This is a genomic window from Shinella sp. Sh6 (assembly GCF_055392685.1).
On record NZ_AP044005.1, the window covers coordinates 2,764,861 to 2,779,947 of the forward strand.

Here is a 15,087-nt window from a genome sequence, read left to right on the forward strand (position 1 = left end):
AGGGGCCGTTGCAGCCTGTTACTCGGCCGCTTCCGCCATTTTCATGCGTTCCATGTCTTCCAGCGCACGGCGATACTCGACCGGCATGACCTTGCGGAACTTCGGGCGATAATCGGCCCAATGGTCGAGGATCTCCTTGGCCCGCGGCGAAGCCGTATAGTGCAGGTGGTTGGAGATGAGCTGATAGAGCCGCTCCTCGTCATGGCGCGTCATGTCGCCGGAAACATCCACCATGCCCTTGTGCATGATGTCGCCGCCGTGATGGTGTAGCTTCTCCAGCATGTCGTCCTCTTCCGGAACCGGCTGGAGCTCGACCATCGCCATGTTGCAGCGGCGGGCGAAATCGCCCACCTCGTCCAGCACATAGGCGACGCCACCGGACATGCCGGCCGCGAAGTTGCGGCCCGTCTGGCCGATGACGACGACGACGCCGCCCGTCATGTATTCGCAGCCGTGGTCGCCCACGCCCTCAACCACGGCGATGGCACCGGAGTTGCGCACGGCGAAACGCTCGCCGGCAACGCCGTTGAAGTAGCACTCGCCGGCAATCGCGCCGTAGAGAACCGTGTTGCCGACGATGATCGATTCATGCGGCACAGCGCGGTTGCCTTCCGGCGGGCGCACGATGATGCGGCCGCCCGAAAGGCCCTTGCCGACATAGTCGTTGCCGGCCCCCACGAGGTCGAAGGTGACGCCGCGGGCGAGGAACGCGCCGAAGGACTGGCCGGCCGTGCCGTTGAGTGTCACGGAGATCGTGTCGTCCTTGAGGCCCTTGAAGCCGTAGCGCTTGGCCACTTCCCCCGAGAGCATCGCGCCGGCCGAGCGGTCGACGTTCTTGATGTCGACGGCGAAGGAGACGGGCGTCTTCGCTTCGAGCGCGGGCTTGGCCTGCTCGATCAGCTTGCGGTCGAGGATGTCGTGGATCGGGTGGTTCTGCCGCTCGGTCCAGTAGGTCGCCTCCTTCGGCGCATCGACCTTGTGGAAGATGCGGGAGAAGTCGAGGCCGTTGGCCTTCCAGTGCGAGATCATCCGCTCCTTCTCCAGAAGCTCCGAGGCGCCGATGATCTCGTTCAGCGAGCGAACGCCGAGCGAGGCCAGGATCTCGCGCACCTCTTCGGCGACGAAGAAGAAGTAGTTGATGACATGCTCGGGCGCGCCCTTGAAGCGCTTGCGCAGGACCGGGTCCTGCGTGGCGACCCCCACCGGACAGGTGTTGAGGTGGCACTTGCGCATCATGATGCAGCCGGCCGCAATCAGCGGCGCGGTGGCAAAGCCGAACTCGTCGGCACCGAGCAGCGCGCCGATGACGACGTCGCGGCCGGTCTTGAGGCCCCCGTCGACCTGCAGCGCGATGCGCGAGCGCAGCTTGTTCAGCACGAGCGTCTGGTGCGTCTCGGCAAGGCCGATCTCCCACGGGGAGCCGGCATGCTTCAGCGAGGTGAGCGGCGAGGCGCCCGTGCCGCCGTCGAAGCCGGCGATGGTGATGTGGTCCGCACGCGCCTTGGCGACACCGGCGGCGACCGTGCCGACGCCGACTTCCGAGACGAGCTTGACCGAGATGTCGGCCTCGGGGTTGACGTTCTTCAGGTCGTAGATGAGCTGCGCCAGGTCCTCGATCGAATAGATGTCATGGTGCGGCGGCGGCGAGATGAGGCCGACGCCCGGGGTCGAGTGACGGGTCTTGGCGACCGTCGCATCCACCTTGTGGCCGGGAAGCTGACCGCCCTCGCCGGGCTTGGCGCCCTGCGCGACCTTGATCTGCAGCACGTCCGCATTGACGAGGTATTCGGTCGTCACGCCGAAGCGGCCGGAGGCGATCTGCTTGATCGCCGAGCGCTCGGGGTTCGTCGAGCCGTCCGGCAGCGGCATGTAGCGGTCCGCTTCCTCGCCGCCCTCGCCGGTGTTCGACTTGCCGCCGATCCGGTTCATGGCGACGGCGAGCGTCGTGTGCGCCTCGCGGGAGATCGAGCCGAAGGACATGGCGCCCGTCGAGAAGCGCTTGACGATGTCCGCCGCCGGCTCGACCTCGTCGATGGAGATCGGCTTGCGGCCGGCAGCTTCCGCCCCCTTGATCGAGAAGAGGCCGCGGATCGTGTTCATGCGCAGCGACGAGGCGTTCACCAGCTCGGCGAATTCCTTGTAGCGGTCCTCCGCATTGCCGCGCACCGCATGCTGGAGCGAGGCGACGACGTCCGGCGTCCAGGAATGCTCCTCGCCGCGCATGCGGTAGGCATATTCGCCGCCGATATCGAGCGTGTTGGCAAGCAGCGGGTCGCGGCCGAAGGCGGCCTTGTGGCGGGCGAAGGTCTCCTTGGCGATCTGGTCGAGGCCGATGCCCTCGATGGTCGTCGCCGTGCCGAAGAAATACTTGTCGACGAAGGCCGACGACAGGCCGATGGCGTCGAAGATCTGCGCGCCGCAATAGGACTGGTAGGTCGAGATGCCCATCTTGGACATGACCTTGAGGATGCCCTTGCCGATGGCCTTGATGTAGCGGTAGACGACCTCTTCCGCATCGACCTCCTTCGGGAACTCGCCGCGCTTGTGCATGTCGGTGAGCGTATCGAAGGCGAGATAGGGGTTGATCGCTTCCGCGCCGTAGCCGGCCAGAAGGCAGAAATGGTGCACCTCGCGCGGCTCGCCGGTTTCCACGACGAGGCCGACCGAGGTGCGAAGCCCCTTGCGGATCAGGTGATGGTGCACGGCGGCCGTCGCCAGAAGCGCCGGGATCGCCACGCGGTCCGGGCCGATCTGCCGGTCGGAGAGCACGATGATGTTGTAGCCGCTGGTGACGGCCTGCTCAGCGCGCTCGCAAAGGCGGTCGAGCATTTCCAGCATGCTCTCGGCGCCGCGCGAGACGTCATAGGTGAAGTCCAGCGTCTTGGTGTCGAAACGATCCTCGACATGGCCGATGGAACGGATCTTCTCAAGGTCGCCGTTGGTGAGGATCGGCTGGCGCACTTCCATGCGCTTGGCCTTGGCCGCGCCGCCATGGTCGAGGATGTTCGGCCGCGGGCCGATGAAGGAGACGAGGCTCATGACCAGTTCCTCGCGGATCGGGTCGATGGGCGGGTTCGTCACCTGCGCGAAGTTCTGCTTGAAATAGGTGTAGAGCAGCTTGGTCTTGTCGGACATGGCCGAGATCGGCGTGTCCGTGCCCATGGAGCCGATGGCTTCCTGCCCCGTCGTCGCCATCGGCGACATCAGGAGCTTGGTGTCCTCCTGCGTATAGCCGAAGGCCTGCTGGCGGTCGCGTAGCGAGACGTCGCGGCGCAGCGCCCGCGGCTCGACCGGGCCGAGGTCTTCCAGGATGATCTGCGTGTTGTCGAGCCAGTCGCGGTAGGGATGCTTGGCGGCGAGCGTCGACTTCACCTCGTCGTCGGAGATGATGCGGCCCTCTTCCATGTCGATGAGCAGCATCTTGCCCGGCTGGAGGCGCCACTTCTTGACGATGCTCTCTTCCTTGACCGGCAGCGTGCCGGCTTCGGAGGCGAGGATGACGCGGTCGTCGTCGGTGACGAGGTAGCGGGCGGGGCGCAGGCCGTTGCGGTCGAGCGTCGCGCCGATCTGACGGCCGTCGGTGAAGGCGACGGCGGCCGGGCCGTCCCACGGTTCCATGAGGGCGGCGTGGTACTCGTAGAAGGCCTTGCGCTCGGGGCTCATGAGCTGGTTGCCGGCCCAGGCCTCGGGGATCAGCATCATGACGGCATGCGCCATGGAGTAACCGCCGCGCACCAGGAATTCGAGCGCGTTGTCGAAACAGGCCGTGTCCGACTGGCCCTCGTAGGAGATCGGCCAGAGCTTGGTGATGTCGTCGCCGAAGAGCGGTGAGGAGACGGAAGCCTGACGGGCCGCCATCCAGTTGACGTTGCCGCGCAGCGTGTTGATCTCGCCGTTATGGGCGACCATGCGATAGGGATGCGCCAGCTTCCACGACGGGAAGGTGTTGGTGGAGAAGCGCTGGTGCACGAGGGCGACGGCCGATTCGAAGCGCGGATCGGCAAGGTCCTTGAAGTAGGCGCCCACCTGATAGGCGAGGAACATGCCCTTGTAGACGATGGTCTGCGAGGACAGGGAAGCGGGATAGAAATCGCTCTCCTCGCCTTCGTACTCGTCGTAGATGCGGTTGGAGATCACCTTGCGCAGGGTGAAGAGGCGGCGTTCGAACTCGGCGTTGGTGGCCGCGTCCCGGCCCGCGCCGATGAACACCTGCACATGACGCGGCTCGGTGGCGGCGATTTCCGGCGCCTTGGAAAGGGAGGAATTGTCGACCGGCACGTCGCGGAAACCGAGAAGGACCTGCCCTTCCTCGGCCACGACATCGGCGATGACCTTCTTGAAATGCTCGACCAGCGTTTCGTCACGCGGCATGAAGATATGGCCGACGGCGTATTCGCCTGCCTTGGGCAGGGTGACGCCCTGCTTTGCCATCTCCTCGCGGAAGAAGCGGTCGGGGATCTGCACGAGGATGCCCGCGCCGTCGCCCATCAGCGGGTCGGCACCGACAGCACCGCGGTGCGTCAGGTTTTCCAGCATGAACAGACCGTCCTTGACGATCTGGTGCGACTTCTGGCCTTTCAGATGCGCCACGAAGCCGACGCCGCAAGCGTCGTGTTCGTTGCGCGGATCGTAGAGACCCTGTTTTTTCGGCAGGCCCGGTTTGGAAGCGCGCGTCTTGGCGCCCGTCGCAGTCGCCTGCGCCCGGGTCTGCCGCAAATCATGTGCTTGAGTCTTCTCCATCATGCTTCCCTCCTGTGGGCCCGGTCCGGCGGGCGCCGTCTTCGCCCGCGATCGTCCCCGCCAACCGGCTCGGGCCTGACCGCAAGCATCTGCTTCGTGAACCTTTCCGGCCGCGAAACGACGGCCGACCAGGATGTGATCATCGGACCGTCAGGGGCGTCGGGCCTTCCGCCCTTCGCCGTTTCAGGCACCGTGGACGGCGCCTTTTCGGTCTCCTGACCGAAATAGGACAGCAAACCTGTCCTATTTCATGGGCTCTATGCCAGAAAGCCCCCCACCCTGCAAGGCCATCATGCCAAATAATCACCACCTCATGAAGAAAAATTGCCCGCGCCACGAATGGCTTGAAATTAAATTACGAGCTTCCGGCACTTTGTTTCCGTTCCTTTCATTCCGACGTAAAACGGCCGGCAGGCCAAATCCGGCAATTGATCGTTCCCGTTTCTTCATTATGGTCCTGCCGGAGCCCTCATTCGCATTGGAAATCCCATGTTTTTCGCTTCCGACAACTGGGCAGGCGCCCATCCCGACATCGCACGAAGCCTCGTCGAGGCCGCCGGCGGCTTCGCCTCGGCCTACGGCACGAGCGACCTCGACAAGCGTGTGGAAAACACCTTCCGCGAGATTTTCGAGCGCGACGTCGCCGTCTTCTTCGTCGGGACCGGCACGGCGGCCAATTCGCTGGCGCTTGCCAGCGTCAACCGTCCGGGCGGGCAGGTCTTCTGCCACCGCGAGGCGCATGTGAACGTCGACGAGTGCAATGCGCCGGAATTCTTCGCGGCCGGCGCAAAGCTCGTGCCGATCGACGGGCCCGCCGGCAAGCTGCAGCCCGATGCCCTTGCCGCCGCCATCGGCCGCTTCCCGCCGGATTTCGTGCATGGCGGCCAGCCGATGGCCGTCTCCATTACCCAGGCGACGGAAGCCGGCACCAGCTATACGGTCGAGGAGATCGCCGCCCTTTCCGCCGTCGCGAAGGAGGCGAGCCTGCCCCTGCACATGGACGGCGCCCGCTTTGCCAACGCGCTCGTCCATCTCGGCGCGACGCCCGCGGAAATGACGTGGAAGAGCGGCGTCGACCTCCTCTCCTTCGGCGGCACGAAGAACGGCTGCTGGTGCGCCGAGGCGCTGGTGCTCTTCGATCCCGGCAAGGCCGACCAGATGCGGTTCCTGCGCAAGCGCTCGGCCCAGCTCTTCTCCAAGTCGCGCTTCATCTCCGCCCAGTTCGACGCCTATTTCCGGGATGGCCTCTGGCTCGACCTCGCCCGCCACTCCAACGCCATGGCCGCGCGGCTTGCGGCCGGCTTTGCCGCATCCGGCAAGGCGCGCCTTGCCTGGCCGACCGGCTCGAACGAGCTCTTCGCCATCATCGACAACGACGCGATGAAGGCTCTGAAGGAAAAGGGCGCCGTCTTCTATCCCTGGCCCGCCGGCCCGCAGGTGAAGGCGCGCATGGCCGAGAACGAAACCCTCGTCCGCCTCGTCACCAGCTTCGCGACGAGCGAAGCGGATGTGGACGCTTTCCTCACGGGGCTTTGAGAAAGAACGTCCTCTCCCCCGCAGCGGGCGGGTAAGGCTCACAACAAAAAAGGCGGTGCCTCGCGGCACCGCCCTCTTCATTCCGGTCGAAGCCGGGCTTATTCGCTCTGGGCTTCGATCTGCTTCGGCTCGGAGCCGATGGCGGCGATCTCGATGCGGCGCGGCTTCATGGCTTCCGGGATTTCGCGCAGGAGATCGATGTGGAGAAGGCCGTTCTTCAGCGAAGCGGCGCGCACTTCCACATGATCGGCGAGCTGGAAGCGGCGCTCGAAAGCGCGCTTGGCAATGCCGCGATAGAGATACTGGCCGTCCTCGGCCGTTTCGTCCTTCTTCTCGCCCTTGACCGTCAGCGCGTGTTCGCGCGCCTCGATCGACAGTTCGCTTTCGTCGAAGCCGGCCACCGCCATGGTGATGCGGTAGGTGTTTTCGCCGGTGCGCTCGATGTTGTAGGGCGGGTAAGTCTGGGCCTGGTCAGGCTGGCCGAGGCTATCGAGCATGGTGAAGAGACGGTCGAAACCGACGGTGGAACGGTAGAGGGGGGAGAAATCGACGTGACGCATGGTGTCCTCCTTCAGAGCAACGGTTGCGATCTTTCATAAGGCCGCCCCGATTTCCGAAGATGCGGCCCGGTTCATCCGGCCTCCGCCCCATATGGCGACGGCAGCCTCGACGGACCCTTTCGGCGCCCGTGACGATGAGATGGGAACGGTTTTGCGGCGGTTCAAGAGGCTCCGGCCCGCGATTTTCCGACATGAACGGCGGATGAACATGCGCTTCGGATAGCGTTCAGCTTGACCCTGCTAGAACGGCAGCATCGGAAGCGAAAACTTTCGACGACCGGGGTGCAACGTCCCTTCCGCTCCGGTCAAATTACGCCGGAATGCATGTGCCGCCACCCCCGTGCCACATGCATCCGGCTTTTTTCTTTGACGCCCTGCGGGCGGTCGCCTATCCATCGAAGGCATGCCGCCCGTTCGAGACCCGTCGATGGACCCCATCCTCTACGCCACCGCCGACAATCCCGTTCCGGAGAATCATCTTGCCGGCTTCTTCGAGGGCCGCGGCGGCGTGAAGATCCGCTATGCCGTCTTCCGCTCGAAGGCGCGCGAGGCCAAGGGCACGGTCGTGCTGCTGCAGGGCCGCAGCGAGTGCATCGAGAAATATTACGAGACGATCGGGGACCTGACGGCCCGGGGCCTCTGGGTCGCCACCTTCGACTGGCGCGGCCAGGCCGGCTCCGGCCGGTTCGTTTCCGGCAGCCGCGCCGGCCATGTCGACCGCTTCGCCGACTACGAGGCCGATCTTTCGCTGTTCCTCGAGCAGATCGTGCTGCCGGATGCCCGCCTGCCCTTCTTCATCGTCGCCCATTCGACCGGGGCGCTCGTCGCCCTTTCGCAGGCGCCGCAGCTCGAAAACCGCATCGAGCGCATGGTGCTCGCCTCGCCCTTCGTCGCGCTCGGCGGCCAGTCGATGAGCCAGCGCCAGATCGGCATCATCGCCCGCCTCGCCTCGCTGACGGGCTTCGGCAAGCGGACCTTCCGCAAGGGCGATCCGCCGCTCGGCTTTGCGGACAATGTCGTGACATCGGACGCGCGGCGCTTTGCCCGCAACGCCGCCATCTATGCCGAGCACCCCGAGCTTTCCATCGGCTGGCCCACAGCCCGCTGGCTGAACGAGACGCTGCGGGCCATGGCGCGCGTCACGCACCAGGACCACCTGACGCGCATCCGCATCCCCACACTGCTGCTCTGCCCGACGGCCGATCCCCTCGTGCCGCGCAAGGCGGTGGGCGATCTTGCGCGCATCTTCCGCGCCGCCCGCCTCATCGAGATCGACGGCGCGCGCCACGAGCTGTTCCAGGAGGCCGACCGCTTTCGCGCGCAGGCGCTCGCGGCCATCGACGCCTTCATTCCGGGCAGCGACGCCGACGACACCAGCCTCGGCGCCTGAAGGTAAGGATTGCCTTACGCGTTGAGGATCGCCATCGCGGCATCGTAGACCTTGCGGCTGCCGGCCGCGATGATCTCGCCGCCGTTTTCCGCCGGGCCGCCGTCCCAGGTGGTGATGATGCCGCCCGCCTGCTCGATGACCGGGATGAGCCCGCCGACGTCATAGGGTTTCAGGCCGCATTCGACGACGAGGTCGATATGGCCGGCGGCGAGCAGCGCATAGGCATAGCAGTCGCAGCCGTAGCGGAAGAGCCGCACCTTCTCCTGCACCGCCTCGAAGCGCGCCTTGCGGCCGTCGACGAAGAGATGCGGCGAGGTGGTGAAGAGGATCGCGTCCGAAAGGCTTTCGCAGGGGCGCGCCGACAGGACCTTGCTGCCGTCCGGGCCCGAATAGCGGGAGACCGTGCCGTCGGCGAAATAGCGCTCGCCCGTGAAGGGCTGGTCGATCAGGCCCATGACGGCCTCGCCGTTGCGGTAGAGCCCGATGAGCGTGCCCCAGACCGGGACGCCGGAAATGAAGGCGCGCGTGCCGTCGATCGGGTCGATGACCCAGACATATTCGCGGTCGAGGCCGACCGAGCCATGCTCCTCGCCGAGGATGCCGTGATCGGGGAAATGCTGCTCGATCACCGCGCGGATGGCGATCTCCGCCGCGCGGTCCCCCTCCGTCACCGGATCGAAGCCGCCCGCCTCCTTGTTCACGACGTCGGCGCCGACGCGAAAGCGCGGCAGGGTTTCCTTCCTCGCCGCATCGGCAAGGAGGTCGAAAAAGGCGCGATCAGGCTGCATGGAATCTCCCGAAGGGAATTGCGACCACCCTCCTTACTGCATCGCCGGGGAAAACGGAACCGGATTGACGCCGCTGCCATCGCGTGGGGCGCCCGCCCTCTTCGCACTTGCACTTGACATTTGTGCGCCGCAGCATTACCGTCTTTATCGCAGTCCTTGGTGACTGTAATGCCCTCATTGGGTGTTTCCTCCCTAGACTTGACCGCGCCCCGTGCGCGGTTTTTTTTGACAGGGAGAAAGGGCTTATTCGGCGGCGAGCGCCCGGTCGGCGGCATATTCCTCGACATGGTCGGAGAAGTTCTCGAGGAAGGCGGAGATCGCCGTCTGCAGCACCGCGAAATCCGGTTTCTTGACCAGCGTCGCCTCGTCGACATAGAGGCCGCGGTTCACCTCGATCTGCAGGGCGTGCAGCCCCTTGGCCGGCCGGCCGTAATGCTCGGTGATGAAGCCGCCCGCATAGGGCTTGTTGCGCACGACGGAAAAGCCCATGTCCTCCAGAAGCCGCATGGCAAGGCGCGAAAGCTCGCCGGATGCGCTGGTGCCGTAGCGGTCGCCGATGATGAAGTCGGGCCGCATCGCCGTTCCCGAGACGCGGATATTGCCCGGCATGGAGTGGCAGTCGATGAGCACGGCAAAGCCGAAGGCGACGTGGGTGCGCACGATCAGCCGGCGCAGGCACGCGTGATAGGGCTTGTAGACCGTCTCCACCCGCTCCAGCGCCTCCTCCACCGGAAGCCGGTGGCGGTAGATCTCCATGTTCTCGGCAACGACGCGCGGCACCGTGCCGAGCCCGCCGGCCACGCGGATGGAGTTGATGTTGGCATAGGACGGCAGGGCGCCGTCGAACATGCGCGGATCGAGCTCGTAGGGCTCGCGGTTGACGTCGAGCCAGGCGCGCGGGAAATGCGCGATCAGCATCGGCGCGCCGAGCGCCGGGGCGACCGAGAAGAGTTCGTCGACATAGTGATCTTCCGAGCGGCGGATGCCGAGCGCGTCGAGGCGCGACCGCTCGAGGAAGCCCTGTGGATAAAGCCGCCCGCTATGGGGCGAATTGAAGACGAGGGGCACGCTCTGCGAAACCGGCTCCAGCACTTCGAAGTGGCTGTTTTCGCTGAAAGCCTCCGCCATCGCCGTCCTTTACCATGCCTGAATTTCCTTGCGCCGCCATGTTGCCAGCGCCCTTCCGGCATGTCCATACTGAGAAAGAGGGGATGAGGCTTCGCCCTGCCCCATTCACCGGATATTTACCGGCTTAGGCTCTTCATACCACAACCGCCCGTCCGCGGGCAGACAACTTCCAGAACGGTTTGCCAATTCCATGACTCCCAAGATTCTCCTCGCAGAAGACGACAACGACATGCGCCGCTTTCTGGTGAAGGCGCTCGAAAAGGCGGGCTACCAGGTGCTCTCCTACGACAACGGCGCCAGCGCATACGACCGTCTTCGCGAAGAACCCTTCTCCCTCCTCCTCACCGACATCGTGATGCCGGAGATGGACGGCATCGAACTGGCGCGCCGCGCCACCGAGCTCGACCCCGACCTCAAGGTCATGTTCATCACGGGTTTCGCGGCCGTCGCGCTCAACCCGGACTCCAAGGCTCCGAAGGATGCCAAGGTGCTTTCCAAGCCCTTCCACCTGCGCGACCTGGTGGAAGAGGTCAACAAGATGCTGGCCGCCTAAGGCATGGAAAAGACCGCAAAATCGGCGCGCGAAAAAAGGTTCGAAAACCCTATTGACGCCGCCTCCGGTTTTGTGGTCTATGCGCCGCATCGGATGGGCGTGTAGCTCAGCGGGAGAGCACTACGTTGACATCGTAGGGGTCACAGGTTCAATCCCTGTCACGCCCACCATTCGAATTCCAAAGGCCTTTCGGGAAACCGGAAGGCCTTTTGTTTTTGGGGCTTTCCCCCGCGGAAAAGGCTCCCCCGGGCCGGTGCCGGGAAATACACATATGCCGCCAAGGAAATAGTTGACGGCGGGGTGTGTTTTGCTGTCTGATGCGCATGGCTCCGAAGTGGGCCTCACGCCGGAAACCGGCGCCAAGCGGATGAAATTCCGTGTAAATCGGGCGGAAAGCGCCCGGCAGGCCGCAAACCCGGCGCCCGATTACCCCGCTAAACCGTAAAGTGTTTATCTTCAGGCTATACTTGCGGCCGCCCACCCCTCTACAAAAGATGGCGCACCCCGTTGGAGGACGGGTTGAAGCAGTCGTGCGATAGGAGGAGTATCCATGAGCGACGCATCCCTTATAAGCCCGGTGGACGAGAAACTGCCTGTCGGCAGGCTCGCGACGCTCGGGATACAACACGTACTCGTCATGTATGGCGGCGCGGTCGCCGTGCCGCTGATCGTCGGCCGGGCGCTGCAGCTCAGCCCCCAGGACGTGGCCTTCCTGATTTCCGCCGACCTTTTCGTCTGCGGCCTCGTGACCATCATCCAGTCGCTCGGCATCACCCGCCATATCGGCATCCGCATGCCCGTCATGATGGGCGTGACCTTCGCCTCGGTCGGCCCGATGGTTTCCATGGCGACGCTTTCGCCGGGACCGGAGGGCGCCCGCATGATCTTCGGCGCCATCATAGGCGCGGGCTTCGTCTCGCTGCTGCTCGCCCCCGTCATGGGGCGGCTCCTGCGGTTCTTCCCGCCGGTGGTGACAGGCACGATCATCCTCATCATCGGCGTGTCGCTGATGCGCGTCGGCATCAACTGGACCTTCGGCAACCCCTTCGGCCCGACCGCGCCCAAGCTGATCGACCCCAGCCACATCGAATGGCTGAACCAGATCAAGAAGCTCGCCGAAACCGGCGGCCCGGCCGTTCCTGACGGCTTCGCCATCGCCCCGACGCTCTCCAACCCGATCTACGCCGAACCGAGCCATATCGCGCTCTCGGCCCTCGTCCTGATCTCGATCCTGCTGATCGCCCGCTTCGGCCGCGGCCTCATCGCCAACATCGCCGTGCTCAGCGGCGTCATCATCGGCTGCATCGTCGCGGCCGCCCTCGGCATGATGCATTTCGACCGCGTGGGCGATGCCGGCTGGTTCGCCGTCGTCACGCCGCTGCGCTTCGGCATGCCGATCTTCAACCCGGTCCTCATCGCCACGATGACGCTGGTGATGATTGTCGTCATGATCGAATCGACCGGCATGTTCCTGGCGCTGGGCGAAATCACCGGCAAGAAGATCGAGCAGCAGCACCTGACGGCGGGCCTGCGCGTCGACGGCATCGGCACGATGATCGGCGGCCTCTTCAACACCTTCCCCTATACGAGCTTCTCGCAGAACGTCGGCCTCGTCGGCGTCACGGGGGTGAAGAGCCGTTACGTGTGCGTCGCCGCCGGCGTCATCATGATCGTCCTCGGCCTCATCCCCAAGATGGGCGCGCTGGTGGAAGCCGTGCCGACCTTCGTGCTCGGCGGCGCGGGTCTCGTCATGTTCGGCATGGTCGCCGCGACGGGCGTGCGCATCCTCACCACGGTGGACTTCAAGACCTCGCGCAACAACCTGTTCGTGGTCGCCGTCTCCGTCGGCTTCGGCCTCATCCCGCTGCTGGCGCCGAACTACCTGATGTGGATGCCCCACGCCATCCACCCGGTCATCGAATCGGGCATCGTGCTCACCTCGATCGCCGCGATCGTCCTCAATGCCTTCTTCAACGGCGCGAAGTTCGAGCAGACCTCCGCCATCGAAGCGGCCCGCATGGCCGACAGCCACTAACGGCCTGACGCCAGAAAGACAAAAGCCGGCCCGTTCACCGCGGGCCGGCTTTCTGTTTGCGGGGAATAAACCCGTTAGTTCAGCGGAACCCGCATGCCGCCGTCGGAAACCGGCGGGCGGGCATAGGTCGTGTTGTCGGCAGCCGTGGTGCTGCAACCGGCGAGCGCCAGAAGCGTGAGCGCAGCGACGATGAAACCGGAAATGGGGCGCATGGTCCTCTCCTTGTGGTGTGCTCGTAACACATAGGAAACGCCGCCATCCGCGTCCACTGGCAGCGGGCATGAAAAAGCCCGCCGCCTTTCAGGGACGGAGAGGATCACCACTCGGCGACGCTGCCGTCCTCATGGCGCCAGACGGGATTGCGCCAGCGATGGCCTTCCTTCGCCCGCTCGGCGACATAGGCCTCGTCCACCTCCACGCCGAGGCCCGGCCCCTGCGGGATCGACACGAAGCCGTCCGCATAGTGGAACACTTCCTTGTTGGAGATGTAGTCGAGGATGTCGTTGCCGGTATTGTAGTGGATGCCGAGGCTCTGCTCCTGGATGAAGGCATTGTAGGAGACGGCATCGACCTGCAGGCAGGCGGCAAGCGCGATGGGGCCGAGCGGGCAATGGGGCGCCAACGCCACGTCGTAGGCCTCCGCCATCGCCGCGATCTTGCGGCATTCCGTGATGCCGCCGGCATGGGAAAGGTCGGGCTGGAGGATATCGACATAGCCGTCCGCCAGCACGGACTTGAAGTCCCAGCGCGAATAGAGCCGTTCGCCGAGCGCGATCGGCGTCGAGCAATGGTTGGCGATCTCCTTCAGCGCCTCGCGGTTCTCCGAAAGCACCGGCTCCTCGATGAACATCAGCTTGAACTGTTCGAGTTCCTTGGCCAGCACCTTCGCCATCGGCCGGTGCACGCGGCCGTGGAAATCGACGCCGATGCCGATATGGGGGCCGACGGCCTCGCGGATCGTCGCGATGGTCGCGACCGCCTTGTCCACCTTCTCCCAGCTATCGACGATCTGCATTTCCTCGCAGCCGTTGAGCTTGATCGCCTTGAAGCCGCGGGCGACGACCTCGCGGGCGTTGTTGGCGACGTCCGAGGGCCGGTCGCCGCCGATCCAGGAATAGACCTTGATCCGGTCGCGCACCTGGCCGCCGAGCAGCGCATGAATTGGCTGGCCGTAGGCCTTGCCCTTGATGTCCCACAGCGCCTGGTCGATGCCGGCGAGCGCCGACATGTGGATCGCCCCGCCGCGATAGAAGCCGGCGCGATACATGACCTGCCAATGGTCCTCGATCAGCAGGGGATCCTTGCCGACGAGATAGTCGGCGAGTTCCTGCACCGCCGCTTCCACCGTCAGCGCGCGGCCTTCCACCACCGGCTCGCCCCAGCCGACGATCCCCTCGTCCGTCTCGATCTTCAGGAACAGCCACCGCGGCGGCACGATATAGGTCGTCAGCTTCGTGATCTTCATGGAATTCATCCCTCGGTTTGTCTTGGCTCGCGGGCCTTGCGCCCCGCGGAATCGGTCAGTCGGCCCTGCCCATCAGGCCGGAGAGGTCGCGCGCGGCAAGGTCGAGGATGCGGCGTGAGCAGGCCTCCGCCCGCGCCGCATCGCGCAGGCGCAGCGCGTCGACCAGGTCACGGTGCACGTCCAGCGCCTCCTCGCGCTTTTCCGACGCCCGGTTGGAGGCGTGCAGCGCATGGGAAAGGGCGGCGTGGATGATCGAGGAGAGCTGGTGGAAGACCTTGTTGTGGCTCGCCTTCAGCAGGGTCTCGTGGAAGCGCGTATCGGCGATGGTGAAGGCTTCGAGATCGCCTTCCGCCGCGCCCATTTCGTCGCAGGCCCGCTCGAGGTCGGCGATCTCATGCGCGCTCGCGCGGGAGGCTGCCAGGAAGGCCGCGGCCGGCTCCACCGTGCGGCGCGCCTCGAGGATCGAGCCGAGCAGTTCGGCCGAGAGCACGTCCGGCCCCATCCATTCGAGAATCTGCGCGTCGAGCACGTTCCATTCCGAACGGTCGCAGACGAGCGTGCCGACCCGCGGCCGGCCGCGGACGAGGCCCTTGGTCTCCAGCACCTTCAGCGATTCGCGGATGACGGTGCGGCTAACGCTGTAGGTCGCGCAGAGATCGCTTTCGCGCGGCAGCACGGCGCCCGGCGGGAAGCGCCCGCCGCAGATATCCGCGCCGATGGCGGCCGTCACGTTGTGGCGCACGCGCGGACGGCGCGACGACGGCCGTTGCGCCTGCCTCTTCGCCTTTTCCGCCATGTCACCTCCGCCGCTCAATTCATCATACAAAGGATATCGAATTATATGACAAATTGATGGCGAAGGCTATGCCCCGCCCTCTGCGGATGCACATAA

The 15,087-nt window shown here is 65.1% G+C and carries 11 protein-coding genes and 1 tRNA gene; 5 read left to right on the plus strand and 7 right to left on the minus strand.

The features are described 5' to 3' along the window. Window positions 1-18: 18 nt before the first annotated feature. Window positions 19-4,740 (minus strand): glutamate synthase large subunit, encoded by a 4,722-nt coding sequence (gene gltB, locus ACZ5TO_RS13280; RefSeq protein ID WP_464800392.1) that lies wholly within the window; start codon window positions 4,738-4,740, stop codon window positions 19-21. Window positions 4,741-5,229: 489 nt separating this feature from the next. Between gltB and ACZ5TO_RS13285 the strand changes: the two genes are divergently transcribed. Next, the gene (locus tag ACZ5TO_RS13285) at window positions 5,230-6,276 is read left to right on the plus strand and encodes a threonine aldolase family protein (RefSeq protein ID WP_464798411.1); all 1,047 of its coding nucleotides are present in this window, start codon (window positions 5,230-5,232) and stop codon (window positions 6,274-6,276) included. Window positions 6,277-6,374: 98 nt separating this feature from the next. Here the strand turns inward: ACZ5TO_RS13285 and ACZ5TO_RS13290 are convergent, their stop codons facing one another. Next, a complete protein-coding gene (locus ACZ5TO_RS13290; protein WP_184143989.1) occupies window positions 6,375-6,836 on the minus strand; it encodes an Hsp20 family protein in 462 nt (153 codons plus the stop codon). Between the two features lie 427 nt (window positions 6,837-7,263). On the opposite strand from ACZ5TO_RS13290, the gene ACZ5TO_RS13295 reads away from it, so the two are divergent. Further along, complete coding sequence (locus ACZ5TO_RS13295) at window positions 7,264-8,226, plus strand: alpha/beta fold hydrolase (protein WP_464798412.1); 963 nt, start codon at window positions 7,264-7,266, stop codon at window positions 8,224-8,226. Between the two features lie 14 nt (window positions 8,227-8,240). Here the strand turns inward: ACZ5TO_RS13295 and hisN are convergent, their stop codons facing one another. Together hisN and ACZ5TO_RS13305 are read right to left on the minus strand one after the other, a co-directional pair. Then, window positions 8,241-9,014, minus strand: coding sequence for a histidinol-phosphatase (hisN, locus tag ACZ5TO_RS13300; RefSeq protein WP_184143985.1), 774 nt, complete (start codon window positions 9,012-9,014; stop codon window positions 8,241-8,243). A gap of 243 nt (window positions 9,015-9,257) precedes the next feature. Continuing rightward, window positions 9,258-10,142: an N-formylglutamate amidohydrolase gene (locus ACZ5TO_RS13305; protein WP_184143983.1), complete on the minus strand. Its 885-nt coding sequence runs from the start codon at window positions 10,140-10,142 to the stop codon at window positions 9,258-9,260. A 190-nt stretch (window positions 10,143-10,332) separates the two neighbouring features. Between ACZ5TO_RS13305 and cpdR1 the strand changes: the two genes are divergently transcribed. From cpdR1 to ACZ5TO_RS13320, 3 genes are all read left to right on the plus strand, one after another. Beyond that, entirely contained in the window at window positions 10,333-10,695 is a 363-nt protein-coding gene (cpdR1, locus tag ACZ5TO_RS13310; protein ID WP_023512679.1) for a response regulator CpdR1, read from the plus strand. A gap of 95 nt (window positions 10,696-10,790) precedes the next feature. Beyond that, a tRNA-Val gene (locus ACZ5TO_RS13315) sits at window positions 10,791-10,865 on the plus strand. Window positions 10,866-11,245: 380 nt separating this feature from the next. Further along, the gene (locus tag ACZ5TO_RS13320) at window positions 11,246-12,730 is read left to right on the plus strand and encodes a nucleobase:cation symporter-2 family protein (RefSeq protein WP_184143980.1); all 1,485 of its coding nucleotides are present in this window, start codon (window positions 11,246-11,248) and stop codon (window positions 12,728-12,730) included. A 74-nt stretch (window positions 12,731-12,804) separates the two neighbouring features. Here ACZ5TO_RS13320 and ACZ5TO_RS13325 read toward each other — a convergent pair whose 3' ends face one another. The 3 genes from ACZ5TO_RS13325 to ACZ5TO_RS13335 all read right to left on the minus strand — a co-directional run bounded on the left by ACZ5TO_RS13325 (window position 12,805) and on the right by ACZ5TO_RS13335 (window position 14,991). Further along, the gene (locus tag ACZ5TO_RS13325) at window positions 12,805-12,942 is read right to left on the minus strand and encodes a hypothetical protein (protein WP_184143978.1); all 138 of its coding nucleotides are present in this window, start codon (window positions 12,940-12,942) and stop codon (window positions 12,805-12,807) included. Between the two features lie 104 nt (window positions 12,943-13,046). After that, window positions 13,047-14,195 carry a galactonate dehydratase gene (gene dgoD / locus ACZ5TO_RS13330; protein WP_464798413.1) on the minus strand — a complete coding sequence of 383 codons (1,149 nt, stop codon included), beginning with the start codon at window positions 14,193-14,195 and terminating at the stop codon, window positions 13,047-13,049. A gap of 55 nt (window positions 14,196-14,250) precedes the next feature. Then, window positions 14,251-14,991, minus strand: coding sequence for a FadR/GntR family transcriptional regulator (locus tag ACZ5TO_RS13335; RefSeq protein ID WP_464798414.1), 741 nt, complete (start codon window positions 14,989-14,991; stop codon window positions 14,251-14,253). Window positions 14,992-15,087: the final 96 nt, after the last annotated feature.

Bases quoted from the DNA above. Each gene is read 5' to 3' on its own strand.
- ACZ5TO_RS13305 (WP_184143983.1), bottom strand. From the start codon at position 10,142: ATGGCGGAGGCTTTCAGCGAAAACAGCCACTTCGAAGTGCTGGAGCCG.
- ACZ5TO_RS13320 (WP_184143980.1), top strand. From the start codon at position 11,246: ATGAGCGACGCATCCCTTATAAGCCCGGTGGACGAGAAACTGCCTGTC.
- ACZ5TO_RS13335 (WP_464798414.1), bottom strand. From the start codon at position 14,991: ATGGCGGAAAAGGCGAAGAGGCAGGCGCAACGGCCGTCGTCGCGCCGT.
- ACZ5TO_RS13325 (WP_184143978.1), bottom strand. From the start codon at position 12,942: ATGCGCCCCATTTCCGGTTTCATCGTCGCTGCGCTCACGCTTCTGGCG.
- ACZ5TO_RS13285 (WP_464798411.1), top strand. From the start codon at position 5,230: ATGTTTTTCGCTTCCGACAACTGGGCAGGCGCCCATCCCGACATCGCA.
- ACZ5TO_RS13295 (WP_464798412.1), top strand. From the start codon at position 7,264: ATGGACCCCATCCTCTACGCCACCGCCGACAATCCCGTTCCGGAGAAT.
- cpdR1 (WP_023512679.1), top strand. From the start codon at position 10,333: ATGACTCCCAAGATTCTCCTCGCAGAAGACGACAACGACATGCGCCGC.
- hisN (WP_184143985.1), bottom strand. From the start codon at position 9,014: ATGCAGCCTGATCGCGCCTTTTTCGACCTCCTTGCCGATGCGGCGAGG.
- ACZ5TO_RS13290 (WP_184143989.1), bottom strand. From the start codon at position 6,836: ATGCGTCACGTCGATTTCTCCCCCCTCTACCGTTCCACCGTCGGTTTC.
- gltB (WP_464800392.1), bottom strand. From the start codon at position 4,740: ATGGAGAAGACTCAAGCACATGATTTGCGGCAGACCCGGGCGCAGGCG.
- dgoD (WP_464798413.1), bottom strand. From the start codon at position 14,195: ATGAAGATCACGAAGCTGACGACCTATATCGTGCCGCCGCGGTGGCTG.